The sequence below is a fragment of the Vulcaniibacterium tengchongense genome (genome assembly GCF_003814555.1).
GTDB classification, from domain to species: Bacteria; Pseudomonadota; Gammaproteobacteria; order Xanthomonadales; family Xanthomonadaceae; genus Vulcaniibacterium; species Vulcaniibacterium tengchongense.
This window is the reverse complement of record NZ_RKQN01000003.1, coordinates 299,472-323,457: the sequence shown is the minus strand read 5'-3', so window position 1 is coordinate 323,457 and position 23,986 is coordinate 299,472. Positions and strand designations below refer to the sequence as shown.

Below are 23,986 nucleotides of genomic sequence, written 5' to 3'. Positions count from 1 at the left end.
CGGGGCACGGTTCGAGCCGATCGAATCCCATGCCTGGGCGGAACATGCGGCCGCGGGCCGGCGTCGGGCCCGATCCGCCCGGTGCGGCGGTTGCGCGGGATCAGCCGCGCTCCCCGGCCTTGCTCTCGATGTACTCGTCCATCCGGCTGAGCAGGCGCCACCATTCGCTGCCGTCGCCGCGGAAGGTGCGGATCGCGCCGGCGCGGACCAGGATCTTGCGCAGCTCGTCGTCGTCGAAGCCGCCCAGGTGCTTGCGCAGCGTCTCGAACGAGCGATCGGTGTAGCCGCGGTGGCTGAGGAAATGCCGCGCCGTTTCCTCGGCCATGTATTCGGTCTTGTGCGCCTCGCGGCTGAGCCGCAGCTGGTGGCGATACTGCTGCCGGTTGAGCAGGTAGCTGATGCCGCCGCCGACCAGCGCGCCGAGCAGCGAGGCCAGGGCGCCTGCGAGTGTCTCGTCCATACGCGTCTCCTCTGCATGGCCGGCGCCGCCGCCGGCGTGCGTGCTGCGGTCCGTGCGCGCCGGCATTGTCGCCGCGCAGAGTGAAGGCGGCGCCAGCGCGGGCGCGGCGTCGCCGGGACGCGCGCTCACCCGGCGCGATAGCGCCAGTGCCAGGGCTCGTAGACGATGCCGTGCGGGTTGTCGCGCGGGTAGCTCATGGCGAAGCCGAAGAACGCGGCGTTGGCGCGCAGCCACCCGAACGCCGGCGTGCGCTCGAACGATTCCTCCGCGGGCGGCTCGTCCGGCGTGCCGATGTCGAGGGCGAGGCCGGAGTGGTGCTCGCTGTAGCCGGGCGCGGCGTTCACCGCGAGGATGTCGTCGACGCCCAGGCCGCGCGCGCGCTTGCGCTCGAAGATGCCCAGCTGGTAGTCGTGGCTGCGATAGCCGGAGATCGCCTCCAGCACGATGCCGTCGCGCAGCGCCGCGGCGCGCAGATGGTCCCAGGCGCGGGCGGCGTCGGGATGCAGCCACAGCGGCCGGCGGTAGCGGTCGTGGCCGGCGAACGCCAGCCGGTCCGGCTCGGGCACCAGGCCGAGTCCGGTCCGCGCGGCGTAGTCGCGGCCCTCCAGGCCGAGCGCGCGCAGGCGCTGTTCGAGCCGGGTAAGCGGCAGTTCGCCGACGCGTTCCAGGCCGGGGCGCCGGTGCGGCGGGTGGGCGTCGAGCGCATCCAGCGCGGCCTCCAGGCCGGGTTCCCGGCGCAGGCGCGGCACCAGCGCGAGCAGGCCTTCGGGGAGGTCGGCGGCGAGGTAGCGCCCGTCGCGCTTGCGCCGCAGCACCCAGCGCGCCCGCGACAGCGCCCGCGCGTCCGCATTGGCGCGGGCCCGGAGCAGGTCGCCGGGCCACAGCTCGATCTCGGGCGTGTTGATCAGGACGCGGGGGCGGGGACGCATGCGCGCAGGTTAGCCGGGCGGACGGCCCGGCGCCATGTCGCGCAACGCGTCGAGCAGTTCCTGCGGGCGCTGCAGCGAAAGCAGCAGGTCCTGCCGCGCGGCGGGCAGCCACAGCGCGCGCCGGCCCCCGGTGAGCAGGCAGAAGCCCCGGCGGCGATTGCGCAGCAGGAACCCGCCGGCTTGGAAACCCGGCAACGCCATGCCGAACGACTTCAGGCTCGGGCGCAGTTCGGTGCGCTCTTCCAGGTCGACGACGCGGGCCCGCTCCAGTTCGAGGTCCGCGACGGGCACGCGGCGGGTGAACATCGCCGCGGCGACCACCAGCACGCCGTCGCGCAGCACGACGCGCCTGCGCCGCAGCCCGGAGACGCACAGGCCGATCGCGGCGGAGACGGCGAGGGCGGCGACCGCCTGGGCGGTGCGGTCGGCGCCGTTCGCCGGGGGATCGGTGGCGATCTGCCAGGCGACCATCGCGATGGGCAGGCCGAGCAGCACCGCCAGCGTCCACCAGGATCGCGGCGGCGGCGGGAACACGGGGAACTCGCGCTCCATCCTCAGCGCCTCCGTGGCCGACCGATGCGCCGCGCAGATGCCGCGGCCGCCACCCAAGCCGCGGCGGGAGGCTGCCGACGGACCTGGCGTCGCGCGCGTCCGATCACATGCATCACCCGTTCTCCCGTTGCGCCCTGTCCTTGCAAGGCCGCGGCCCACTTGGCGGCCGCGTCATTCTTCCGGCTTCTTCATCACCACCCGCAGCTGGTCGAACGGGGTGACCGGCATCACCGACACCAGTTCCCAGCCGTCCGCGCCGAGGCGGTCGAGTTCGTCCTGCAGGCGTTCGCTGACCGGCGGGCCGAGCATGCTCGGCAGGATCTCGAACACCCGATAGCGCCAGCGGTTCATTGCGTTGGGTCCTCCTGGGAGTCGCGTTTCGGTTGCGGCAGGCGCCCGGCCTTGCGCAGCGCGTCGCGCAGCACGTATTCGATCTGGGCGTTGAGGCTGCGCAGCTCGTCGTCCGCCCAGCGCTGCACCGCCGCGAGGATCTCGGCGTTGATGCGCAGCGGGTAGGCCTTCTTCTCGCTCACCTGCGTGTTCCGTCGCGCACCCAGCGCAGCAGCAGGAGCAGGCCGAGGCCGTTCACCGCCAGCGCCAGGGCGACGATCACGGCCAGCCGCCGCGCCGGGTCGTCGCCGGCCCAGAGCAGCCCGGCGGCGCCGGCGAGAATCGCGATGCCCACCGCCCGCATCAGCCGCGCCGCGGCCGGCATCGCGGGACGGCCGCCGGCGCCGCGGGCGAACAGCGCCGCGGCCACGAACGCGGGCAGGCTGCTGAGGGCCAGGATCGCCGGGACCAGGTACGCGCCCATCGCCCGCCTCAGTACAGCGAACCGGCGTTGACGACCGGCTGGGTGCCGCGCTCGCCGCACAGCACCACCAGCAGGTTGCTGACCATGTGCGCCTTGCGCTCCTCGTCGAGCTGGACCATGCCGCCCTTCTGCAGCTCGGCCAGCGCCATCTCGACCATGCCCACCGCGCCGGCGACGATCCGCGTGCGCGCGGCGATGATCGCGCTGGCCTGCTGGCGCTGCAGCATCGCCTGGGCGATCTCCGGAGCGTAGGCCAGGTGGCTGATGCGCGCCTCGAGCACGTCCACGCCGGCCTCGCCCAGGCGCTCGTCGAGCTGCTCCTTCAGGTGCTGCGAGATCTCCGCCGGATGGCTGCGCAGCGACACCTGGCCGTCCTCGTGCTGGTCGTAGGGATAGCTGCCGGCCATCGCCCGCACCGCGGCCTCGGACTGCACGTGGACGAAGCTTTCGTAGTCGTCGACGTTGTAGACCGCCTCGGCCGAATCGACCACCTTCCACACGATCACCGCGGCGATCTCGATCGGGCTGCCGTCCAGGTCGTTGACCTTGAGCTTGCCGCTCTCGAAGTTGCGCACCCGCAGCGAGACCTTCTTCTTGCCGTAGAAGGGGTTGTTCCAGCGCAGCCCGCTGTCCTTGACGGTGCCGACGTACTTGCCGAACAGGTTCAGCACCGCGGCCTGGTTGGGCTCGACCATGTACAGGCCGACCAGCACGAACAGCGCCGCTACGGCGAGCAGGACGGCCGCGGCGAGCGACGGCAGCGATTCGCCCTGCGCGCCGCGCACGAACAGCCAGGCCGCGAGCGCGGCGACGGCCAGCGCGGCCAGCAGGACGGGAATGCCGGGCAGGGAGCGGATCGGGTTCTCTTTCATGGCCGGACTCGGTCGGAATTTCGGATGTGATATCAAAACGATATCTGAAGGGCAAGCCACCGGGCGGGGCAGGCGGCGATCGCCGACGCGCGGCTTCCGGGCCTCGTTGGCCATGCGGCGCGCGCATCGGGCGCGCCGGCTTCCCGCCGCCGCGTGCGGACCGTCCGAACGGGTCTGCGCAGCGGAAGCAGCGGCTCCCGCCTTCGCCGGAAACGACGGCATGAAGCTGGCGGGGCCTCGCCGAAGGCCTGCGCCCGCGGCTCGCGGGCGGTGCGAATCGCGATGCGACGGGCCGGGCCGGCGCGACCCGGTCAGGGATCGATGCGGTACAGCGGCGCCGGCACGAATTCGCCGGTGGCGTAGAGCTCGCGGCCGTCGGCGCTCCAGCCCAGCGCCTCGGCCTGCGGCAGCCACGGCAGCGGCCGCACCTGCGGCGGGACGGCGACCGCGGCGGCCCAGTCCTGGTCGGGGCGGCGCGGATACAGCAGCAGGTGGCGGTAGGTCATCGCCGCCAGGACGCGGCGGTCGGGCGAGACGTCGGCGGCGGTGATCTGCACTTGTGTGCGCGCGCGCTGCGGGTTCCGGCGCAGGGTCCCGGCATCCGGTTCCGGCACGCCGGCCAGATGGCCGAGGAGGGCGGCGGTCTGCACGCTGCGGTCCGCGGGCCGCAGCGGCAGGGCGAACAGCTCCGGCGGCCGGCGCTTCTTCGAGATCAGCAGGACCTGCCCGGCCGCGGCGTCCACCGCCACCGCCTCGCAATCGCGCGCGCCGTCGGGCCAGCGGAAGGCGATCGACCAGGCCGGCCGTACCCGCGCGTTCTCCAGCCGTCGCGGTTCCTCGATCGCATGCAACTGCAGCGTGCGGCGCAGGCCGCCGTTGTCGCCAGTGTCGGCGATCAGCAGGTAGGCGCGGCCGTCGAGCTCGAACGCGGCGAGGTCTTCCCAGTCGGTCTTGCTGAGGCCTTCCACGCGCAGCGTGGCCAAGCGGTCGCCGTGGGCGTCCACCGCGAACAGGCGCGCCGGGTTGCCGCCGTCGTCGTGCATCCACAGCACGCCGCGATGGCGCCGCGACGCGGCCAGGCCGCTGATCTCGCCGAGCTGCGGGTCGAGCATCAGCCCGGCCAGGTGCGCGCCTTGCTCCGGCGGCCGCGGTTCCGGCCGGCCGTCGCCGCAACCGGCGAGCGCCGCCGCGATCAGGGCGGCGGCCAGCAGTCGCGGCGGCGGAACGGAGGCGAGCGGCATCCGGCAAGCATCGCATGCGCGTCCGCTTCGCCATAGACCGTGCGATGTGGCGGCGCAGGCGTCGGTTCTTGCCGCGGCTCCGCGCGGACGCACGCGGATCGGTCCGACGCGGAACCCCGGCGGGCCGGTCGGCGGCGGAGCGCACGGCCGAGCGCCGTGCGCATGCCGGGTCCCGCCCGCGTGCATCCGCGCCGATGGGCATGGATCCGCGGCAAGAACGCAGAACGGGGCGGATGTCGCCGCCACGACGGGGCGATGCGGCGCGATCGGCCGGCGGGGCGTGGACTAGACTAAGGCCCCCGACCAGCCCCGGATCGCGCATGACCACGCTCGGCACGCCCCTGTCCCCGCACGCCACGCGGGTGCTGCTGCTCGGCTCGGGCGAACTGGGCAAGGAAGTGGCGATCGAGCTGCAGCGCTTCGGCGTCGAGGTGGTCGCCGCCGACCGCTACGCCGATGCGCCGGCGATGCAGGTGGCCCATCGCAGCCACGTGCTCGACATGCTCGACGGCGCCGCGGTGCGCGCGCTGATCGCGCAGGAGCGGCCGCAGCTGATCGTGCCTGAGATCGAAGCCATCCACACCCAGACCCTGGTCGAGCTGGAGCGCGGGTTCGTCGAGCGCGGCGAGGCGGTGCGGGTGATCCCGACCGCGCGCGCCGCGCGCCTGACCATGGACCGCGAGGGCATCCGCCGCCTGGCCGCGGAAACGCTGGGCCTGCCGACCTCGCCGTACCGCTTCGTCGACACCGTCGAGGACTACCGCGCCGCGGTGCGCGAGATCGGGCTGCCGTGCGTGGTCAAGCCGGTGATGTCGTCCTCGGGCAAGGGCCAGAGCCTGGTGCGGAACGAGGCCGGGATCGACGCGGCCTGGGACTACGCCCAGACCGGCGGCCGTGCCGGCGCGGGCCGGGTGATCGTCGAAGGCTTCGTCGATTTCGATTACGAGATCACCCTGCTCACCGTGCGCCACGTCGGCGGCACCACGTTCTGCGCGCCGATCGGCCACCTGCAGCGCGACGGCGACTACCGCGAGAGCTGGCAGCCGCAGCCGATGAGCCCGCGCGCGCTGCAGCGTGCGCAGGACATCGCCCGGCGCATCACCGATGACCTCGGCGGCTGGGGCGTGTTCGGCGTCGAGCTGTTCGTCAAGGGCGACGAGGTGTGGTTCTCGGAAGTGTCGCCGCGCCCGCACGACACCGGCTTGGTCACCCTGGCCTCGCAGGACCTCAGCGAGTTCGCGCTGCACGCGCGCGCGATCCTCGGCCTGCCGATCCCCGCCGTTCGCGCGCACGGCCCGGCCGCGTCGTGCGCGGTGCTGGCGCAGGGCCACGGCGTGCCGGTGTTCCACGGCGTCGACGCCGCGCTGGCGCAGGCCGACACGCAGTTGCGCCTGTTCGGCAAGCCGCGCGTGGAAGGCCACCGGCGCGTCGCGGTGACGCTGGCGCTGGGCGGGGACGTGGAGCAGGCGCGCGAGCGCGCCCGGGCCTCGGCCGCGGCGCTGCGGGTCGAGTTGCGCTGAACGCCCCGCCGCGCCGGCTTCGGGATTCGCGGCGGCAAGGTTAGAGTGCAGGCGCGCTCCCACGGCTTGGAAGAGGACCCGACCCCGCATGAACGACCACCGCAGCGGCTTTGCCGTGTTCTTCTTCCCGCAGGCGCTGGAGGTGCTGGGCGAGGCGATCCGGCCGTACCTGCTCGACGGCCCGGCCGGGCCGCACGTGCTGTGCCACGAGATCGACACCGGCGGCGCGCTGATCGAGATGACCATCGACGGCCGCGGCCCGGACGGGCGGTCGGTGTCCCTGGAACTGATGGTGCCGGCGAACATGGTGCGGATGATCGTGTCGGTGCACACCGACGGCAGCACGTTCGGCTTCGGCCCGCGCGGGCCGGTCGCGGAGCCGGCGCTGCCCGCGGTCGGCCCGACCGCGATGCCGGCGCAGGCGCAGCCGCAGGCGGTACCGAAGCCGGTCGAGGCGCCGGCGCGGCCGGAGGGCGCGCCCGCGGAGACGCTGACGCGCACGCCGCCGAAACCCTGAGCGCCCGCGGCGCGATTCCGGCTGGTTCGCCCGATCCGTCGTTCTCCGGGACGGGCGAGGCGGGCGGATCCCCGCGATCGCGCTCCGGCGCGGCGCGGCGCGGGAAGGGCGAACGGAAAACGGAAAGCCGCGGCGCCGCTCAGCGCGGCGCCATCCGCAAGTCCACCCAGACCAGGCGGTGGTCGCTGCCGTCGGCGATCCCGGCCGCCGGATCCGCCGGCGCCGGCCAGAACACGCCGCTGCCCTCGACCTCGAGCCCGACCGAGGGCAGCACGTAGTCCAGCCGCAGCGTGCCCGCCTTCGGCCCGAAGTCGCCGGTGGCATGCGCCGGGTCGCCGCGGCGGACGAGGCCCGCGGCGGCGTACTTCGCGGCCGCTTGCGCGGCGCCGGCGCTGCGCGGCGTCGGCATGCGCGCCACGCGCGGGTGCTCGAGCAGTTCCAGGATGGCCTCGTGGCGGCCGTCGCCATCGGCCGGATCGTTGTTGAGATCGCCGGCGATCACGAAGCGCGCGTCCGCGGCCAGGCCGCCGCAGCGGCCGCGGTCGTCGCACAGCCAGGGCTTGTCGCCTGGGGTGACGTATTCGCGCCAGAGGCGGATCTCGTCGGCGTTGCGCGCGCCGTTGCGGTCCTCGGGGCCGTCGAACACCGGCGGCGTCGGGTGCGAGACCAGGAAGTGCAGCACGCCCTGCGGCGTGCGCACCGGCACGTCCCAGTGCGACTTCGACGACAGCCGCAACTGCGACCAGGTCGCCGGCGGATACCAGGCCGCGCCGGTGCGCGGGTCGCGCGGCGGCCGCGCGCCGGGCAGTGCGCTCCACTTCAGCAACTGGAAGGTGCGCGCCTGCGCGGCATCGATCGGATGCCGCGACAGCACCAGCATCCCGTACTGGCCGGGATGCAGGCCGTAGCCCCAGGCATCGTTGCCGCGCGCGCGGCCCTCGCCGCCGGCCGCGCCGTCGCGGTCCAGGTCCAGGCCGCTGGGCACGCCGGTGTTGACCGGCGCGAGGTAGCGGTACGGATAACGCAGCGGATCGCCGCCGCCGGGCTGCGCCACCTCCAGGTAGTAGCGCTGGAACAGGTCGGCGGCGCGGCCCTGCGGGTCGTAGTCGAATTCGTTGAGCAGCACCAGGTCCGGCCGCACCCGCTGCAGCACCGCGGCGATCTTGCGCGCGCCGGCGTCGCCGCCTTCCAGGCGCCGGACCAGGCCGCCCCCGGCGTCGTCGTACAGCGAGGCGTTGTAGGTCGCCACGCGCAGCGGTGCGGACGGGTCCATCGCTTCGGCCCAGGCTTTCGGATCGCCCTCGACGTTGATCCGCACGCAGGCGGCGAGCGGCAGCGCCAGGGCGGCGGCGAACAGGGTGCGCAGTCGGATCATCGCGCGATTCTGGCATGCGCGGACGACGCTTGCCGCCGCGCGTGCCCGGGAAGCGTCGACCCGAACGCGACGTTCGGGACCGCGGGGCGCACGTCCCAGGCCGTCCGCAGGGCCGCCGCGCATTTTGGGTTCCGCAGCGCGCAAACGCGTTCCCGCGCACGCGCGCCCCGGCGTTGTTCGCCGGCACGCGCAAGCGCGGCAGCGAGGCGGTGCGCTTAGGGAATGCTCTGGCCAGCCGGAACGTGCGCCGCCCGGTCCTTTGCCGCACGCGGGATGGAGTACCAAGGAGCGGAGCCCTCCCGCGGGAGCGCGCCGGCGCTCGGCGCCGGCCGGAAGCCGCGGCCATCGTGCGGGAAAGTCGCCGGAGCGCGCGGCGCGCCGGGCGCCCCGCTGCGCGAGGAAGAGGCAGGGCGGTTTCGGCGATGCACGGCCGCGGGCGCGATCACGCCGCGTCCAGGTCGCGCCAGCTCCTGCCGTCGAACGCCTCCAGCGGGCGGAAGCGGCGCTTGTAGTCCATCTTCGGGTGGCCCTGGATCCAGTAGCCGAGATAGACGTGGCGGCGACGCTCGCGCCGCGCCCATTCGATCTGCTTGAGGATCGCCAGCGTGCCCAGGCCGCGTCCGGCGAGCTCCGGCTCGTAGAAGGTGTAGACCGCGGAAAGCGCGTGGTCGGCGACATCGGTCACCGCGACCGCGAGCAGCCGCCCCGGGCCGTGCTCGCCCGGGTCGCGCAGCTCGAGGAACCGGCCCTCGCTCCAGCTGCCGACCAGGAACTGGTCGAACTCGGTGGCGCCGTGCCCGTCCATGCCGCCGCCGGCGTGGCGCGCGGCGAGGTAGCGGCGGTACAGCGCGAGCTGCTCGGCGGTGCGCCGCGCCGGCTGCACCCGCATCTCGACCCGGGCATTGCGCGCCAGGCAGCGGCGCTGGCTGCGGTCGGGCACGAAGCGGTCCACCGGGATGCGCACCGCGACGCAGGCGTGGCAGCCGTGGCAGTGCGGCCGGTAGAGGATGTCGCCGGAGCGGCGGAAGCCCCAGCCCAGCGCGTGCGGATACCACTGGCGCAGGCGCGGGTCGCGCGGGTCCAGCACCAGGTCGCGCGCGACCCGTTCCGGCCAGTAGCCGCAGGCGTGCTCGCCGGTGTGGAACAGGCGGAGGTCGTCGCTGTCCTGCGCATCGGTGCCCATGGCGCCAGCATAGCGCCGCCGCGCGTGAGCGGCGCGTCCGCCCGGCGACCGCCGCGTGGCCGTGCGCGGCGGCGGATTCAGCCTTCGCGCTCGGCGGTCTGCGCTTCGCGCTTGTCCTTCTCCGCCTGCTTCAGCGCCTTCACGTCGATCGGGCGGATCTCGCGGATGAAGCAGGGCATGCGGTCGACGCCGCGGCCGAGCACGATCACCTTGTCGAAGCGGCTGTGGACGCGCCCGAACTGGTTGGTCACGGTGATCGCATTGGCGAAGTCGAGGTCCTGGCAGGGACCGTTGAGTTCGAGCAGGTAGGCCTGGTTCGGCTTGGTCCACACCGCCAGCGCGCTGTCGCCGAGCGGCGTCCAGCCGTCCAGGCGGCCGAAGTACTGGAAGTTGCCGACCGGCGCGCCGGCGTTGGCGCGGTACAGCTCGAGGCGGTCGGCGTCGCGCAGCTTCGGATCGCTGGCGCAACCCGCAGCCGCGATCACGGCCGTGGCCAGCATCGACAGGGCGAGGAGCGAGCGTTTCATGGCGCCTCCTGGAAGCACGGGCGAAACAAGGACGGGATCATCATGCACCGCCCCGGCGGGCCCGCGCGGTCGCCCCGCGGCGCCGTTCAGCGCCGATCCGGCTTGCCAGCCGCGGACGCCATCCGTATCATTCCGCGTCTCGCACGGCCGCGCCGCGGTCGCGCCGACGGCCAGGTAGCTCAGTTGGTAGAGCAGGGGATTGAAAATCCCCGTGTCGGGGGTTCGATTCCCTCCCTGGCCACCATGCACCGGAAGAGCCCGCGCGAAGGCGCGGGCTTTTTCGTTCATGGGGCGCGGCGCTCGCGCCGCCGCGGGCCTACTGCGCGGGCGGCACGTAGCCAGCCGGCTTGGCGGCGTCGCCGCCGAACAGGAACTTCTGCATCTCGCCCTCGAGGAAGGCGCGGTGCTGCGGGTTCATCGGCGAGAGCCGGTTCTCGTTGATCAGCATGGTCTGGTGGGCGAGCCAAGCCTGCCAGGCGGCCTTGCCGATGTGGGCGTAGATGCGCTTGCCGAGTTCGCCCGGCCAGGGCACGAAGTCCAGGCCTTCGGTCTCGCGCTTCTCGTATTCGCAATAGACGGTGCGGGGCATCGCTCAACCTTCCAGCAGTTTGCGGATCGGCGCCGGGATGCCGTACGCGCGCAACTCGTCGCGCGCGACCCAGCGCAGGTCGTCATTGTCGCCGATGCGCGCGCGCAGCGCGGCATCGCGCCAGCGCCGCGGCTGCAACTGCAGCTTGTAATGGCTGAAGCCGTGGGCGACCGGCTCCAGCGCCTCGCCGTCGGCGCCGGTCTCGACGTTGGCCGCGAGCCACTGCCGCGCGAGGTCCAGATCGTCGAACTGCGGCAGCGTCCACAGCGCCGCCCACACGCCGCCCGGCGGCCGCCGTTGCAGCAGCACGCGGCCGGCGCGGTCCTCCAGCCAGAGCACGTGCGCGGACTTCTGCGGCAGCGCCTTGCCCGGCTTGGGCGTGGGCAGCTCGGCGACGCGGCCCTCGCGGCGGGCGACGCAGTCGTCCTGCAGCGGGCACAGCACGCAGGCGGGATCGGCGCGGGTGCACAGGGTCGCGCCGAGGTCCATCTGCGCCTGGGTGTAGTCGGCCATGCGCGCGGCCGGCGCGTGCGCGGCGTGCGCGTCGGCCAGCGCCCACAGCCGCTTCTCGACCGCGGGCAGGCCGGGCCAGCCGTCGACGCCGTGGTAGCGCGCGAGCACGCGCTTGACGTTGCCGTCGAGGATCGCATGGCGGTCGTTCCAGGCCTGGCTGAGGATCGCCGCGGCGGTGCTGCGGCCGATGCCGGGCAACGCGGTCAAGGCGTCGAGGTCGCGCGGCAGCTCGCCGCCGTGGCGCTCGACGCACAGCCGCGCGGTCGCGTGCAGGTTGCGCGCGCGGGCGTAGTAGCCCAGGCCCGACCACAGCGCGAGCACGTCGTCCAGCGGCGCCGCCGCCAGCGCCGGCAGTTCCGGCAGCGCGGCGACGAAACGCTCGAAATAGGGCACCACCGTGCGCACCTGGGTCTGCTGCAGCATGATCTCCGACAGCCACACCCGGTACGGCGTGCGCGGATGCTGCCAGGGCAGGCCGTGGCGGCCGGAGACGTCGAACCAGGCCAGCAGGCGCTCGGCGTAGCGCTGGCGGGCGGCGCTCATGGCGCGGCCCCGGCGTCGTCGAATTCGACTTCCACGCCTTCCAGCCGCGCGCCGGCCAGTTCCAGCGCGGGCGCGCGCAGGCGGCCGCGCAGCGGCGGCAGCGGCGACGGGCTCGCGCCGGCGTCGACCCAGGCGAGCAGCTCGGGCAGGCGGAACCCGCCGTCGAACTCGGCGCCCGCGCGGCGCAACTGCAACGCCGCCGGGCCGGAAAAGTCGGCGCCGCCGCGGTAGTCCAGCGCGAACGGCAACGGCGCGCCCGCGCGGTCGAGCGGCGCCGGCAGCGCCGGCCAGCCGGCCGGCCAGTCGGCGAGCACGCCTTGCAGCCGCAGGTCCATGCGCCCGCCCAGGCGCAACGCGCCGTGCGCATCCAGCGTCGGAATCGCGTTGCCGCCGCGCAGCGCCACGCCCAGCGGCGCCAGCGCCAGCGCGCCGCCGCGGTAGCGCAGCGGTCCCGCCAAGCCGAGCGCGAACGGCAGCTCGGCGCCGCCGCCGCGGTAGCGCGCCTGCGCGCCGAACTTCAGCGCGTCCAGGCCAAGGCCGTCGGCGCCGGCGCGCACGCGGCCGGACAGCCGCACCCGCATCGGCAGCGACACGCCCGGGGTTTCCACGCCCAGGCCGCCCGCCACGCCGAGACCGGCGCCCGCGCGCGGCCGGGTCAGCGCGGCGTGCAGCGCGAACGGAACCCGGGTCGTGCCGAACCTCGCGCGGCCCTGCAGGCGCGCGGTGCCGGGGCGGTCGGGATGGAACGAGGGCAGGTCGAGATCGAGCGCTTCGATGCGCCAGCCGTCGCCGAGCAGGGTGCCGCGCGTCACGCGCAGGCCGTCGCCGAGGCGCGGCCAGCGCATCGCCGGGCCGGGCGGGCGCTTGGCCTGCCAGCGCTGCAGCGCGCCCAGCTCGAGCCGCGGCGCGTCCAGTTCGATGCGCGCGAGGGCCAGGTCCGCGCCGCGCGAACGCAGCGTGGCCCACGGCACCTCCAGGGCGATGCGCTCGGCGCGCAGCAGCGGCGTCGCCGCCCCGGGCTCGCGGACGGTCACCTCGCGCAGCACCAGGCGCGGCGTGCCGCGCAGGCGGTATTCGCTGGCGCCGCGCGCTTCGATCTCCAGCCCGAGCGCGGCGCCGGCGCGGCCGAGGATCGCGCCGGCGACGACGCTCGGTTGCGAGACCCAGCGCAACGCGGGCAGCACGAGCAGCGCCGCGGCCAGCGCCGTCAGCGCGAAGCGCCGCCGTCGCGGCCCGCGGGCGGGCGGGGGGCTGCCGGGCGCTGGCGCGCGCATGCGCGGCGGCGGTCAGGCGCCGAGGCTTTCGGGCAGCAGCGCGTCGACGAAGGCTTCGGCGTCGAACACGCGCAGGTCCTCCGGCCGCTCGCCGATGCCGGCGAAGCGGATCGGGATGCCGAACTCGCGCGCCAGCGCGAACACCACGCCGCCCTTGGCGGTGCCGTCGAGCTTGGTCACCACCAGCCCGGTGACGCCGACCGCGGCGTGGAACTGGCGCAGCTGGCTGAGCGCGTTCTGGCCGGTGGTGCCGTCGATCACCATCAGCACCTCGTGCGGCGCGGCCGGGTCCAGCTTCTGCAGCACCCGCTTGATCTTGCCGAGCTCGTTCATCAGCCCGGTCTGGGTGTGCAGGCGCCCGGCGGTGTCGGCGATCAGCACCTGGGTACCGCGCGCCTTCGCCGCCTGCAGCGCGTCGAACGCGACCGAGGCGGCGTCCGCGTTCTGGCCCTGCGCGATCACCGCCACGCCGTTGCGCTCGCCCCAGGCCTGCAGTTGCGCGACGGCGGCGGCGCGGAAGGTGTCGCCGGCGGCGAGCATCAGGCTGCGGCCCTCGTCCTTGAAGCGGCGGGCGAGCTTGCCGATGGTGGTGGTCTTGCCGACGCCGTTGACGCCGACGGTCAGCAGCACGAACGGGCGCGCCGCCTCGTCGATGCGCAACGGCTGCGCCACCGGCTGCAGCATCGCGATCAGCTCGGCGCGCAGCGCGGCGCGCAACGCGTCGGCATCGGCGAACTCGCGCGCCTTCATCCGCTTGCGCAGGCCTTCGACCAGTTGGGTGGTCGCGGTGACGCCCACGTCGGCGGTGATCAGCGCCGTCTCGACCTCGTCGAGCAGCGCGTCGTCGAGCTTGGGGTTGCGCGAGAACAGTCCGCCGAAGCTGCGCGCGAACAGGCTGCCGCGCAGGCGCTCGCGCCAGCCGGGCTTGCCGCTGGGCGCCGGCGCCGGTTCGGCCGCGGGCAGCGGTTCGGACGGCGCCGGCGCCGGCTCGACGTCCATCGCCGCGGCGATGGCTTCGGCCGGGATCGGTTCGGCGGCGGCCGCCGCGTCGGCCGGCGCGGCCGCCTCGGGCGCTCCGGATTCGCGCCGCGCCGGTTCCGGTCGAGCTTCGGGGCCCGCCTCCGGCGGCGGCGGCGCCTCGGCGGCCGTTTCCGCAGCCGGTTCGGCCCGCGCCGCAGTGGCGTCCGCGGGCGCGCCCGGGAACGCCGCGGCCAGTTCCTCGATGCTGTAGCGCTCGCCCTCGGGCTTGGCGTCGTGTGGCTTCTTGCGGCGGAAAAGACTGAGCATCGAGGGGAACGTCGGCGAATGCGCGAGAATGGCTACATGCTAGCACCGGCCCGCGCGCGCCCCCGATGAACAAACGCCCACGGCGAAGCCCGAACGCGAGCGGCGCCGCGCCGCCCGGACGCGTCCGCCTGATCGGCGGGCGCTGGCGCGGCACGCGCCTGGACGTGCCCGATCGCCCCGGCCTGCGCCCGACCGCCGACCGTGTGCGCGAAACCTTGTTCAACTGGCTGATGCCGGTGCTGCCGGGCGCGCGCGTGCTCGACCTGTTCGCCGGCAGCGGCGCGCTCGGGCTGGAGGCGCTGTCGCGCGGCGCGGCCGAGGCGGTGCTGGTCGAGCGCGACCCGGCGCTCGCCGCGAACCTGCGCGCGCTGGCGGCGCGCCTGCCCGGCGGCGAGGCCGCGCGCGTGGTCGAGGCGGACGCGCTGGCGTGGCTGGCGCGGCAGCCCGCGGCCGAGTTCGACCTGGCCTTCGTCGATCCGCCGTTCGCGGCCGGGCTGTGGGACGCGGCACTCGCGGCCCTGCCGGCGCGGCTCAAGCCGGACGCTTGGCTGTACCTGGAGGCGCCGCACGGCGCCGGGCCGGCGCTGGCGCCGGAGTGGCGGCTGCATCGCGAAGGCCACACCCGCGAGGTGCGCTACGCGTTGTACCGGCGGTCGCCGTCCGCCGCTGCTACACTGCCGGCCTCGCCGGCCAGCGGCCGACCGGTTCACCCGACCGACGAATGACCCCAGCCCGCACCCGCATCGCCGTCTATCCCGGCACCTTCGACCCGATCACCAACGGCCACATCGACCTGGTCGACCGCGCCGCGCCCCTGTTCGAGCGCCTGGTCATCGGCGTGGCCGAGAGCCCGGCCAAGGGCCCGGCGCTGCCGCTGTCGCTGCGGGTGGACCTGGCGCGCAAGGCGGTCGCCCATCACCCGCACGTGGAAGTGCGCGGCTTCGACTGCCTGCTGGCGCATTTCGTCGCCGAGATCGGCGCCGGCGTGCTGCTGCGCGGGCTGCGCGCGGTCTCGGACTTCGAGTACGAGTTCCAGCTGGCGAGCATGAACCGCCACCTGATTCCCGACGTCGAGACGCTGTTCCTCACTCCGGCCGAGCAGTACGGCTTCATTTCCTCCTCGCTGGTGCGCGAGATCGCCCGCCTCGGCGGCGACGTCTCCGGTTTCGTACCGCCGGCGGTCGCCGCGGCGTTGCAGGCGCAATGGCAACGCCACCCAACCTGATGTCCACCCAAGCACGAAATAGGGGAATCCCGATGAAGAGCACCACCCGCCTGCTGCTGATCGCCTGCCTGTCGTTGCCGCTGCTGGCCGCCTGCCAGAAGGAAGAGGCCAAGCCGGCCGAGGTCGTCGAGGCGCCGCTGACCGCGCCGACCACCACCGACAGCGCCGCGTGGGACAAGTATCTGACCGAGGTGGTCAAGCGCAACATCGAGGGCGCGACCAACGTCTACCTGTACACGCTGCCCGATCCGGCCGGTCCTGACTTCCAGGGCGAGTACGACCGCCAGCTGGAGAAGGCCAAGACCGACGTCTCGCGCGGCGGCGTCGAAGGCACGCTGCTGGCGTTCGGTTCGCAGAACTCGGCCAAGAGCGCCGACCTGGCGGTGGCCGCGTTCGCCGGCGCCCAGGCCGGCAGCATGAACGGCGTGCGCGTGCTGTTCATCGGCGCGCCGGCCGACAGCGAGCGGGTCAAGGCCGCGGTCGCGCCGTCCGGCGCGAAGTTCGAGTTCTTCGAGGTCAAGTGACGATCCCGCGCGTGGCCGCCACCGGCGGCCACGCCTCGCGGAACCCTCATCCCCGCGAAAGCGGGGATCCAGCGGCTTCGGTGCCTCGTCTTCGCGGGCCCGCTCCGCGCTCTCGCGAAAGCGGCGGGGCGACGCCTTTCAACCGGTCCCGGCGTCCCCATATCCGCTACGGCGAGCGGCCCGAAAGCGCCGCCTTCCGGCGGCCACAGCCCGCCTTTCGCGGAAACCACGGCCCAGGCATGGCCGAGGCCGTGCCAGGCTCCGAAGCGCATGTCCCTCAAGATCAACGATCTCTGCATCAACTGCGACGTCTGCGAGCCGGCCTGCCCGAACCAGGCGATCGCGCAGGGCGAGACGATCTATGTGATCGATCCGGCGCGCTGCACCGAATGCGTCGGCCATTTCGACGAGCCGCAGTGCGTGGCGGTGTGCCCGGTCGAATGCATCGATCCGGACCCGGCGTTCCCGGAAACGCAGGAGCAGCTGCTGGCCAAGCTCGCCCGGTTGCAGGGGCGATGATGCGGTCGCGGCGAAGCGGCGCCCGCCGCTTCGCCGGTGGTCGTGCGAAGCCGTCGTTCGGCCGCCTGCCGTGTCCCGATCGCGAAGCGCTCGCGCCGCACCGCATGCCGGTCGCCCGCCGTTTCATCCGCGGCGCCGGCCGGCGCGCGTCCGCGGCGAGGCGGATTCGCCGGATCGCGCCCGTCCGCGGAAAAATCAGTTCCGGCGTTCCCCGGGCGCCGAAGCGGCCGAGCCGCTATCTTCCGGTCCGTAGCCCCATCGATACAGGAGCCAGCCGATGCGTGCCGCCGTCTTGCGGGTCTTGCTGACCTTCAGCCTGTTGTGCACCGCGACCCTGCCGCTGCAGGCGCGGCAGAGCGGGCCGGCGCAGCATCCGCCCGGCGCGGCCATCGCCAGCGCGCACGAGCTGGCCACCCGCGCCGGCTTCGAGATTCTGGCGCAGGGCGGCAACGCGTTCGATGCCGCGGTCGCGGTGTCGGCGACGCTGTCGGTGGTCGAGCCGATCAGCTCCGGCCTCGGCGGCGGCGGCTTCTTCCTGCTGCACGACGCGAAGCGGAACCGCGACGTGTTCGTCGACGCGCGCGAGACCGCGCCGGCCGCGGCCACGCCGCAGGCGTATCTCGACGGGAACGGCGGGCTCGACCGCGACCGCGCCACCAACGGACCGTGGGCGGCCGGCATCCCCGGCCTGCCGGCGGCCCTGGTGCACCTGTCGCAGCGCTATGGCCGGCTGCCGCTGAAGGCCTCGTTGCAGCCGGCGATCCGCATCGCCCGCGACGGCTTTCCGGTCTATGCGCGGATGGCGCGCGGCTACGCGCAGCGGCGTGCGGTGATGCAGCGCTATCCCGGCACGCGCGCGGTGTTCGAGCCGGAAGGCCGGCCGTTGCAGGAGGGCCAGACGTTCCGCCAGCCGGACCTGGCGCGCACGCTGGAGCGGCTGGCCGAGCGCGGCTTCGACGGTTTCTACCGCGGCGAGATCGCGCAGCGGCTGCTCGAGGGCGTGCGCGCCGAGGGCGGCCGCTGGAGCGCGGACGAGCTGGCCGGCTACCGCGTGCGCGAACGCGAACCGCTGCGCTTCGAGTACGACGGCTGGGAGATCGTCACCGCGCCGCCGCCGTCCTCCGGCGGCATCGCCCTGGCGCAGATGCTGCAGATCCTCGAGCCGTGGGACCTGGCCCGGCTGGAACCGGCGCAGCGCGTGCACCTGACGGTCGAATCGATGCGCCGCGCATTCCGCGACCGCACCTTCTACCTCGGCGATCCGGATTTCGTGCGAATCCCGGTCAAGACACTCACCTCGCGCGACTACGCCGCCGGCTTGCGCGCCACGATCAATCCCGACCGCGCCACGCCCAGCGCGCTGCTGTCGGGCCAGCCGACGCCGCTGGAGGACGAGGAGACCACGCACTTCTCGATCATCGACGCCGAAGGCAACCGCGTCGCCGCCACCCAGACGGTGAACCTGCTGTTCGGCTCGGGCCTGGTCGCGCCCGGCACCGGCGTGCTGCTGAACAACGAGATGGACGACTTCGCGCTCAAGCCCGGAACCCCGAACGCGTTCGGGGTGATGGGCTTCGACGCCAACGCGCCGAAGCCGGGCAAGCGCATGCTCAGCTCGATGACGCCGACCTTCATGGTCTCGCCGGACAAGGTGGTGGCGCTCGGCACGCCGGGCGGCAGCCGCATCATCACGATGGTGCTGCTCGGCGTGCTCGGGTTCGCCGATGGGCTCAATGCGCCGGAAGTCGTGGCGCTGCCGCGCTACCACCACCAGTGGCTGCCGGATGCGATCTCGATCGAGCGCGACGCGCTCTCCGCGGAGACCATCGCGCGGCTGCGCGCGCTCGGCCATACCGTGGACGTGCCGCAGGAAAACGGCGACGGCCGCCGCTCCAGCGACACCTGGGGCAGCCTGCAGGCGGTGGCCTGGGACCGGCGCCGCGATGCGCTGGAGGCGGGCAGCGATCCACGCAACCCGGTCGGCAGGGGCGAGGTGGTGCCGGCGGCGGAGCTGCGGCGCAAGTGAGCCCCGGCGCCGCGCGCGGCGGCGTCATGCGGCCGGCCCGGCGGGCCTGCGCGCGAGGGTCAGTTCGGCGGTCGCGCGCAGCCGCGCCAGCGCGTCGGGGCTGGCGGGCGCGGCCTGCAGCGCACGCACCGCCGCCTCCAGCCGCGCCGCGCCGACGAAGCCGCAACTGGCGCGCAGCCGGTGCAGTTCGCCGCGTACCGCCTCGCTGTCGCTGCGCGCGGCCGCCGCGGCGATCGCCTGCAAGGTCTTCGGCAGCTCCTTGACGAACAGCCCGCGCAACGAATCGACGTGGCCGCGCTGGCCGTTCAGCGCGCGCAGCGCCGCGTCGTCGTCCCACAGCGGCGCTTCGGCGTCGTCGCGGTAGTCCGAGGCCGCTTCGCGGACGCCCGCGGAACCGCCGAGCCGCGCGCGCGCCGCGCGCTGCAGCGCGTCGGCGGACAGCGGCTTGACCAGCACGTCGGCGAACCCCGCCGCGCGCAGCGCGTCGTGGACGTCGCGCTCGTGCGCGGCGGTGTGGGCGAGGGCGGGCGTGCGCGCATCGTGCGCGCGCAGGCGCGCCAGCAGCTCGGCGCCGCTGCCGTCGGGCAGGTGCGCGTCGATCAGCCACAGGGCGTAGCGGTGGCGCCGGGCCAGGGCGGCGGCCGCGGCCACGCCGTCGGCGGCATCGACCTCGGCGGGCAGGCCTTGCAGCGCGGCAGCGAAGAAGGCGCGGCTGGTGGGATCGTCTTCGACCAGCAGCAGGCGGGGCGGTCCGTCGGGCGTCATCGTCGTGCGCGTCCTGTCGGTATGCTGCGCGGATGGCGCCGCCGATCTTAGAACCTGTGTCCGCGTCCGGCCAATGCGCCGCCGGGTCGCCGGCGGCGCGGCCGCCCCATCGGTCCGGGGGCGGCGAAGGGCCTTTTTCCCGCGCATGGGGAACGGGTGGAGCGCGGCCGGCGGGAAGGACTGGTGCGGCACGCGGTGAGCCCGTTCCCGTGGGCTCTTCGGCGGCGGCGTCCCTGCCGCCGAAGGTCGCGCCAGCCCAGGTCCCCGGCCGCGTGCGCGGCGTGGCGAGCGCATGGAAAGCGACGCCCGGCGGCTCGCCGCGGCCGGCACGAGGGCGGGTGGGCGCCGGCCCGAACCGGCGCCGGAAGCGCGGACGATGACCCGATTGCGGTTCCTGCTCGGTTGCCTGCTGCTCGTCGCGGCGGCGACCGCCAGCGAGGCGGCAGCGCGCAGCGCGCAGGCGCGGATCGCGCGCGTGAGCACCGCGGTGGCGACCCTGGACGGCGTGCGCGTGCGCCTGGACTGGCCGGCGCAGGCGCGCGAGGGCGTGCTGTCGCTGCAGGCCGCGCGCGTGGAGGCGCCGGAGCTGGGCTATCGCTTCCATGACCTGCAGTGGCGCTGCCCGCTGCGCCGCGACGGCGCGCGCTGGCGTTGCGAGGGCGACGTGCGCGCCGGCCGCGGCCGTCCGTTGCGCCTGGCGATCGAGCTCGACGATGCGCGTACCGCCGCACGGCTGCACGATCGCCGCAGCGCGATCCGATTGCGGCGCGACGCCGCCACGCCCGAGCTGACCCGGATCGAGCTGGCCCGCGTTCCGCTGGCCTGGGCCCAGGCACTGCTTGCGCAGGCCTGGGCCGCGCCGCGCCTGAGCGCCGGCAGCGTGGACGGGCGGCTCGACGTGATCGCCCCCAGCGGCGCCGACCTGCGGGTCGAAGGCCCGCTGCGGATCGACGGCGCCGCGCTGGACACGCCCGACGGCCGCGTCGCCGCCGAGGGCGTCGGCGCGGCAGTGGAGCTGCGCGCGCGTTTCGGCGAACGGGCCACCCGCGTCGGCGTCGCCGGCGCCGTGCGCGGCGGCGAGCTGCTGTTCGGCAACGCCTACCTCGCCCTGCAGCGGCGCCGAGTCGCGTTCGCGCTGGAAGCCGAACGCGACGGCGAGGGGCCGTGGCGATTGCCGCGCCTGCACTGGGACGACCCGGGCGTGCTGCGGGTCGACGGCCGCGCCGTGCTCGGCGCCGATGCGGGACTGCGCGCGCTGGACGTGGGCGCGGCGATGCCGGACCTGCGCGCATTGCGCGACGGCTATCTGTCCGGCTTCCTCGGCGTCGCCGGCCTCGCCGACCTGCGGCTGGCCGGCGCGGCCGCTGCGCGCCTGCGCTACGACGCGGGCGCCCTGCACGAGTTCGACCTGCGCCTGGACGGGGTCGCGGTCGACGACCCGCAGGGGCGCTTCCGCGTCGCCGACCTCGCCGGCGACGTGCGCTTCTCGTCCGCCGAGAGCCTGCGCAGCGAACTGCGCTGGCAGGGCGGCGAGCTGCACGGCCTCGACTTTGGCGCAGCGCGCCTGCCGCTGCTGGGCGAGCGCGGCGAACTTCGCCTGGCGGACGAGGTCGCGGTGCCGCTGCTCGGCGGCCGCGCCCGCCTCGCGCACATGCGCCTGCGCCCGCCCGCGGACGGACGCGGCCTGGAGCTGAATTTCGGCCTCGACCTCGAGCGGCTCGACATCGCGCGCCTGGCCGCTGCGCTGCAATGGCCACCGTTCGCCGGCGAACTGACCGGGCACATCCCGCAGGCGCGCTACGCCGACGACCGGCTCGAGTTCGAGGGCGGCCTGGCGGTGCACCTGTTCGGCGGCGCGGTGCAGGTGTCGTCGCTGGCGATGGAGCGGCCGTTCGGCGTGGCGCCGACGTTGTCGGCCGACATCGCCTTCGACGACATCGACCTGCAGTCGCTCACCGGCGTGCTCGGCTTCGGCAGCATCACCGGCAAGCTCGACGGCGAGGTCGCCGGGCTGCGCCTGGTCGATTGGACCCCGGTCGCGTTCGACGCGCGGCTGCGCACCGACCGCGCCGCCGCGCGCCGCGCCGGCGTGCGCCAGCGCATCAGCCAGCGCGCGGTGCAGGATCTTTCGAGCGTCAGCGACGCCTCGTTCATGGGCAGCCTGCAGGCGCGGCTGATCGGCCTGTTCGACGACTTCGGCTACGCGCGCCTCGGCATCGGCTGCCGCCTCGCCGAGCAAGTCTGCGAGATGGACGGGCTGGGCTCGGCCGGGCCGGGCTTCATCATCGTCGCCGGCGCGGGCCTGCCGCGCTTGAGCGTGATCGGCTTCAACCGCCGCGTCGACTGGCCGACGCTGCTCGAGCGCCTCGCCGCGGCGGGCTCGGGCGACGTGAAACCGGTCTTCGAGTAAGGTAGCCGCGTCTCGCCGCCCGTCTTGCGGCCCTGCCACAGGAGAAGTCCGATGCGTCGTTGGATGGGGATACCGGTCGCCGCCGTGATGCTCAGCGCCTGCGTCACGATCAACGTCTACTTCCCGGCCGCCGAGGCGAAGGAGGCCGCGCGCGAGTTCGTCGAGAAGGTGATCGGCGACGAGGCGGCGCAGCCGGAGGCCGAGCCGGCGCCGAAGCCCGGCCCGGGCGGGCAGAGCGCGCGCCTGCGCGCGCCGGCGCGGCTCGACCTGCTGGCGCTGGTCGGCATCGGCAGCGCCCATGCGCAGGGCCAGCCGGACATCGACATCAAGACGCCGGCGATCCAGGCGATCCAGGCGCGCATGGCCGCGCGCTTCGAGGGCCAGCTGCGGCCGCTGTTCGACGCGGGTGCGCTGGGCTTCGCCAACGACGGCACCGTGGCGGTGCGCGACGCGGCCAAGATCCCGCTGGCGCAGCGCGTCGCCGCGAACCAGGCGGTGGCCGAGCAGAACCGCGACGCCAAGGCGGTGTACCGCGAGATCGCCGTCGCCAACGACCACCCCGAATGGGAGCAGCAGATCCGCGCGGTGTTCGCGCGGCAGTGGATCGACAGCGCGCGCCCGGGCTGGTGGGTGCAGGACGCGGGCGGCGGCTGGCGGCAGAAGTAGTCGGCGGGCCGCGGCCGGCCCGGCCCTCGCCGCAACCCTCTCCCGCGAGCGGGAAAGGGCGTGCGGTTCCTCGCGAAGGCCCCTGCCCGGCAAGCCGCTCCCTTCCCGCGAGCGGTCCTTCGCAGGGCTTGCCCTCTGCACGGAAAGGCGTTCGGCGTCCCCGCGCGTGCCTTCCCGCAAGCCGCGCCTTTCGCGAACGATCCTTCCGCAGGGCCCCTCTCCCGCGTGCGGAAGGGAGCGGGGCGAGGGCCGAGGCGCCGCATCTGCGACAATAGCCGGCTCCCCCGACCCCGCTCGATGCCGTGGCCCGCCTCGACCCAACGCCGTTCCTCGCCGAAATCACCGACCTGACCCACGACGGCCGCGGGGTCGCGCGCCGCGACGGCAAGGCGGTGTTCGTCGCCGGCGCGCTGCCCGGCGAACGGGTGATGGCGGTGCAGACCGGTCGCCACCGCAGCTTCGACGAGGCGCGCACGGTCGAGGTGCTGCAGGCCGCGCCGGAGCGGGTCGCGCCGCGCTGCGCGCATTTCGGCGTGTGCGGCGGCTGCGCGCTGCAGCACTACGCGGAGGAGAAGCAGATCCTGGCCAAGCAGCGCGTGCTGCTGGAGAACTTCGATCGCATCGGCCACGTCGCGCCCGAGCGGTTGTTGCCGCCGCTGGCCGACGCATCCTGGGGCTACCGGCGCAAGGGCCGCTTCTCGGTGCGGCGGGTCGAGAAGAAGGACAAGACCCTGGTCGGCTTCCGCGAGGCGGACCCGCGTTTCGTCGCCGATCTGGCGGAGTGCCGTACCGTGATCCCGCAGATCGGCGAGAGGATCGGCGCGCTCGCCGCGCTGGTCGACGGCCTGCAGGCGCGGCGCGAGATCCCGCAGATCGAGTTCATCGCCGGCGACCCGGCGCCGGAGTTCGGCGGCGTCGCGCTGACGTTCCGCCACCTGGCGCCGCTTTCGGACGAGGACCGGGCCGCGCTGGTCGCGTTCGGCCGCGCGCAGGGCTTCGCGATCTTCCTGCAGCCGGGCGGCGTCGACAGCGTGCACCCGCTGTGGCCGGAGGCGCCGCGGCTGGCGTTCTCGCTGCCGGAGTGGAACGTCGAGTTCCTGTTCCGCCCGCTGGACTTCATCCAGGTCAACGCCGGGCTCAACGGTAAGATGATCCGGCATGCGCTGGACCTGCTCGATCCGCAACCGGGCGACCGCGTGCTCGACCTGTTCGCGGGCCTGGGCAATTTCACCTTGCCGCTGGCGCGCCGGGTGCGCGAGGTGGTCGGCGTCGAAGGCGAGGCCGGGCTGGTGCGGCGCGCGCGCGAGAACGCGGCGCACAACGGCATCGCCAATGCGCAGTTCCACGCCGCCGACCTGGCCAAGGACCTGGGCGGCGAGCCGTGGATGAAGCAGGGCTTCGACGCCCTGCTGCTCGACCCGCCGCGCTCCGGCGCCGACGCGGTGCTGGCGCAGCTGCCGCTGAAGCAGTTCCGGCGCATCGTCTACGTGAGCTGCCATCCGGCGTCGCTGGCGCGCGACGCGGGCTTCCTGGTCAACGAGAAGGGCTGGAAGCTGCGCGCGGCCGGGGTGATGGACATGTTCCCGCACACCGCGCACGTGGAAAGCATCGCGATGTTCGAGCCGGGCTGACGGTCGCGCCCGGCTTGCGCGCGG

The 23,986-nt window shown here is 74.4% G+C and carries 26 protein-coding genes and 1 tRNA gene; 11 read left to right on the top strand and 16 right to left on the bottom strand.

The genetic code is table 11. The features are described 5' to 3' along the window. Window positions 1-100: 100 nt before the first annotated feature. From EDC50_RS11890 to EDC50_RS11855, 8 genes are all read right to left on the bottom strand, one after another. Entirely contained in the window at window positions 101-460 is a 360-nt protein-coding gene (locus EDC50_RS11890) for a hypothetical protein (protein ID WP_123770696.1), read from the bottom strand. A 125-nt stretch (window positions 461-585) separates the two neighbouring features. Continuing rightward, window positions 586-1,389 carry a M15 family metallopeptidase gene (locus EDC50_RS11885; RefSeq protein ID WP_123770695.1) on the bottom strand — a complete coding sequence of 268 codons (804 nt, stop codon included), beginning with the start codon at window positions 1,387-1,389 and terminating at the stop codon, window positions 586-588. 9 nt (window positions 1,390-1,398) lie between these two features. Then, window positions 1,399-1,941, bottom strand: coding sequence for a hypothetical protein (locus tag EDC50_RS11880; protein ID WP_123770694.1), 543 nt, complete (start codon window positions 1,939-1,941; stop codon window positions 1,399-1,401). Window positions 1,942-2,112: 171 nt separating this feature from the next. Further along, entirely contained in the window at window positions 2,113-2,292 is a 180-nt protein-coding gene (locus EDC50_RS11875) for a DUF4177 domain-containing protein (protein ID WP_123770693.1), read from the bottom strand. Continuing rightward, window positions 2,289-2,474, bottom strand: coding sequence for a type II toxin-antitoxin system antitoxin (locus tag EDC50_RS11870; RefSeq protein ID WP_123770692.1), 186 nt, complete (start codon window positions 2,472-2,474; stop codon window positions 2,289-2,291). The genes EDC50_RS11875 and EDC50_RS11870 overlap by 4 nt, the downstream gene beginning before the upstream one ends. Continuing rightward, window positions 2,471-2,755 (bottom strand): hypothetical protein, encoded by a 285-nt coding sequence (locus EDC50_RS11865; RefSeq protein WP_123770691.1) that lies wholly within the window; start codon window positions 2,753-2,755, stop codon window positions 2,471-2,473. Before EDC50_RS11865 ends, EDC50_RS11870 begins: the two co-directional genes overlap by 4 nt. Before the next feature lie 8 nt (window positions 2,756-2,763). Next, window positions 2,764-3,627: an SPFH domain-containing protein gene (locus tag EDC50_RS11860; RefSeq protein ID WP_123770690.1), complete on the bottom strand. Its 864-nt coding sequence runs from the start codon at window positions 3,625-3,627 to the stop codon at window positions 2,764-2,766. A 311-nt stretch (window positions 3,628-3,938) separates the two neighbouring features. After that, a complete protein-coding gene (locus tag EDC50_RS11855) occupies window positions 3,939-4,868 on the bottom strand; it encodes a hypothetical protein (RefSeq protein WP_123770689.1) in 930 nt (309 codons plus the stop codon). Window positions 4,869-5,188: 320 nt separating this feature from the next. Here EDC50_RS11855 and purT point away from each other — a divergent pair, with 320 nt between their 5' ends. Together purT and EDC50_RS11845 are read left to right on the top strand one after the other, a co-directional pair. Next, window positions 5,189-6,388: a formate-dependent phosphoribosylglycinamide formyltransferase gene (gene purT, locus EDC50_RS11850; RefSeq protein ID WP_123770688.1), complete on the top strand. Its 1,200-nt coding sequence runs from the start codon at window positions 5,189-5,191 to the stop codon at window positions 6,386-6,388. Window positions 6,389-6,476: 88 nt separating this feature from the next. After that, window positions 6,477-6,905 (top strand): SPOR domain-containing protein, encoded by a 429-nt coding sequence (locus tag EDC50_RS11845; protein ID WP_123770687.1) that lies wholly within the window; start codon window positions 6,477-6,479, stop codon window positions 6,903-6,905. A 139-nt stretch (window positions 6,906-7,044) separates the two neighbouring features. Here the strand turns inward: EDC50_RS11845 and EDC50_RS11840 are convergent, their stop codons facing one another. The 3 genes from EDC50_RS11840 to EDC50_RS11830 all read right to left on the bottom strand — a co-directional run bounded on the left by EDC50_RS11840 (window position 7,045) and on the right by EDC50_RS11830 (window position 9,990). Next, the gene (locus tag EDC50_RS11840) at window positions 7,045-8,280 is read right to left on the bottom strand and encodes an endonuclease/exonuclease/phosphatase family protein (protein ID WP_123770686.1); all 1,236 of its coding nucleotides are present in this window, start codon (window positions 8,278-8,280) and stop codon (window positions 7,045-7,047) included. Window positions 8,281-8,722: 442 nt separating this feature from the next. Next, window positions 8,723-9,463 (bottom strand): arginyltransferase, encoded by a 741-nt coding sequence (locus EDC50_RS11835; protein WP_123770685.1) that lies wholly within the window; start codon window positions 9,461-9,463, stop codon window positions 8,723-8,725. A 77-nt stretch (window positions 9,464-9,540) separates the two neighbouring features. Continuing rightward, a complete protein-coding gene (locus tag EDC50_RS11830) occupies window positions 9,541-9,990 on the bottom strand; it encodes a DUF6491 family protein (protein WP_123770684.1) in 450 nt (149 codons plus the stop codon). A 168-nt stretch (window positions 9,991-10,158) separates the two neighbouring features. Here EDC50_RS11830 and EDC50_RS11825 point away from each other — a divergent pair. Further along, a tRNA-Phe gene (locus tag EDC50_RS11825) sits at window positions 10,159-10,234 on the top strand. Window positions 10,235-10,306: 72 nt separating this feature from the next. On the opposite strand, the gene EDC50_RS11820 is transcribed toward EDC50_RS11825, so the two are convergent. The 4 genes from EDC50_RS11820 to ftsY all read right to left on the bottom strand — a co-directional run bounded on the left by EDC50_RS11820 (window position 10,307) and on the right by ftsY (window position 14,196). Continuing rightward, window positions 10,307-10,579 (bottom strand): oxidative damage protection protein, encoded by a 273-nt coding sequence (locus tag EDC50_RS11820; protein WP_123770683.1) that lies wholly within the window; start codon window positions 10,577-10,579, stop codon window positions 10,307-10,309. 3 nt (window positions 10,580-10,582) lie between these two features. After that, a complete protein-coding gene (gene mutY, locus EDC50_RS11815) occupies window positions 10,583-11,635 on the bottom strand; it encodes an A/G-specific adenine glycosylase (RefSeq protein WP_123770682.1) in 1,053 nt (350 codons plus the stop codon). Further along, window positions 11,632-12,819, bottom strand: a complete 1,188-nt coding sequence (locus EDC50_RS11810; protein ID WP_123770681.1) for an AsmA family protein — start codon at window positions 12,817-12,819, stop codon at window positions 11,632-11,634. The genes mutY and EDC50_RS11810 overlap by 4 nt, the downstream gene beginning before the upstream one ends. Before the next feature lie 102 nt (window positions 12,820-12,921). After that, window positions 12,922-14,196: a signal recognition particle-docking protein FtsY gene (gene ftsY / locus EDC50_RS11805; protein ID WP_123770680.1), complete on the bottom strand. Its 1,275-nt coding sequence runs from the start codon at window positions 14,194-14,196 to the stop codon at window positions 12,922-12,924. Window positions 14,197-14,261: 65 nt separating this feature from the next. Between ftsY and rsmD the strand changes: the two genes are divergently transcribed. The 5 genes from rsmD (at window position 14,262) to ggt (ending at window position 18,490) form a co-directional block, all read left to right on the top strand. Next, a complete protein-coding gene (gene rsmD, locus EDC50_RS11800) occupies window positions 14,262-14,921 on the top strand; it encodes a 16S rRNA (guanine(966)-N(2))-methyltransferase RsmD (protein ID WP_123770679.1) in 660 nt (219 codons plus the stop codon). Further along, entirely contained in the window at window positions 14,918-15,421 is a 504-nt protein-coding gene (gene coaD / locus EDC50_RS11795) for a pantetheine-phosphate adenylyltransferase (RefSeq protein WP_123770678.1), read from the top strand. The genes rsmD and coaD overlap by 4 nt, the downstream gene beginning before the upstream one ends. A gap of 32 nt (window positions 15,422-15,453) precedes the next feature. Then, the gene (locus tag EDC50_RS11790; RefSeq protein WP_123770677.1) at window positions 15,454-15,945 is read left to right on the top strand and encodes a hypothetical protein; all 492 of its coding nucleotides are present in this window, start codon (window positions 15,454-15,456) and stop codon (window positions 15,943-15,945) included. Window positions 15,946-16,215: 270 nt separating this feature from the next. Further along, complete coding sequence (locus EDC50_RS11785) at window positions 16,216-16,464, top strand: YfhL family 4Fe-4S dicluster ferredoxin (protein WP_123770676.1); 249 nt, start codon at window positions 16,216-16,218, stop codon at window positions 16,462-16,464. A gap of 277 nt (window positions 16,465-16,741) precedes the next feature. After that, entirely contained in the window at window positions 16,742-18,490 is a 1,749-nt protein-coding gene (gene ggt, locus EDC50_RS11780; protein ID WP_123770675.1) for a gamma-glutamyltransferase, read from the top strand. Window positions 18,491-18,514: 24 nt separating this feature from the next. Here ggt and EDC50_RS11775 read toward each other — a convergent pair whose 3' ends face one another. Continuing rightward, window positions 18,515-19,255: a response regulator gene (locus EDC50_RS11775; RefSeq protein ID WP_123770674.1), complete on the bottom strand. Its 741-nt coding sequence runs from the start codon at window positions 19,253-19,255 to the stop codon at window positions 18,515-18,517. A 376-nt stretch (window positions 19,256-19,631) separates the two neighbouring features. On the opposite strand from EDC50_RS11775, the gene EDC50_RS11770 reads away from it, so the two are divergent. The 3 genes from EDC50_RS11770 to rlmD all read left to right on the top strand — a co-directional run bounded on the left by EDC50_RS11770 (window position 19,632) and on the right by rlmD (window position 23,962). Beyond that, the gene (locus tag EDC50_RS11770) at window positions 19,632-21,665 is read left to right on the top strand and encodes a hypothetical protein (RefSeq protein WP_123770673.1); all 2,034 of its coding nucleotides are present in this window, start codon (window positions 19,632-19,634) and stop codon (window positions 21,663-21,665) included. A 51-nt stretch (window positions 21,666-21,716) separates the two neighbouring features. Beyond that, entirely contained in the window at window positions 21,717-22,331 is a 615-nt protein-coding gene (locus EDC50_RS11765) for a DUF1318 domain-containing protein (RefSeq protein ID WP_123770672.1), read from the top strand. A gap of 302 nt (window positions 22,332-22,633) precedes the next feature. Continuing rightward, a complete protein-coding gene (rlmD, locus tag EDC50_RS11760) occupies window positions 22,634-23,962 on the top strand; it encodes a 23S rRNA (uracil(1939)-C(5))-methyltransferase RlmD (protein ID WP_123770671.1) in 1,329 nt (442 codons plus the stop codon). Window positions 23,963-23,986: the final 24 nt, after the last annotated feature.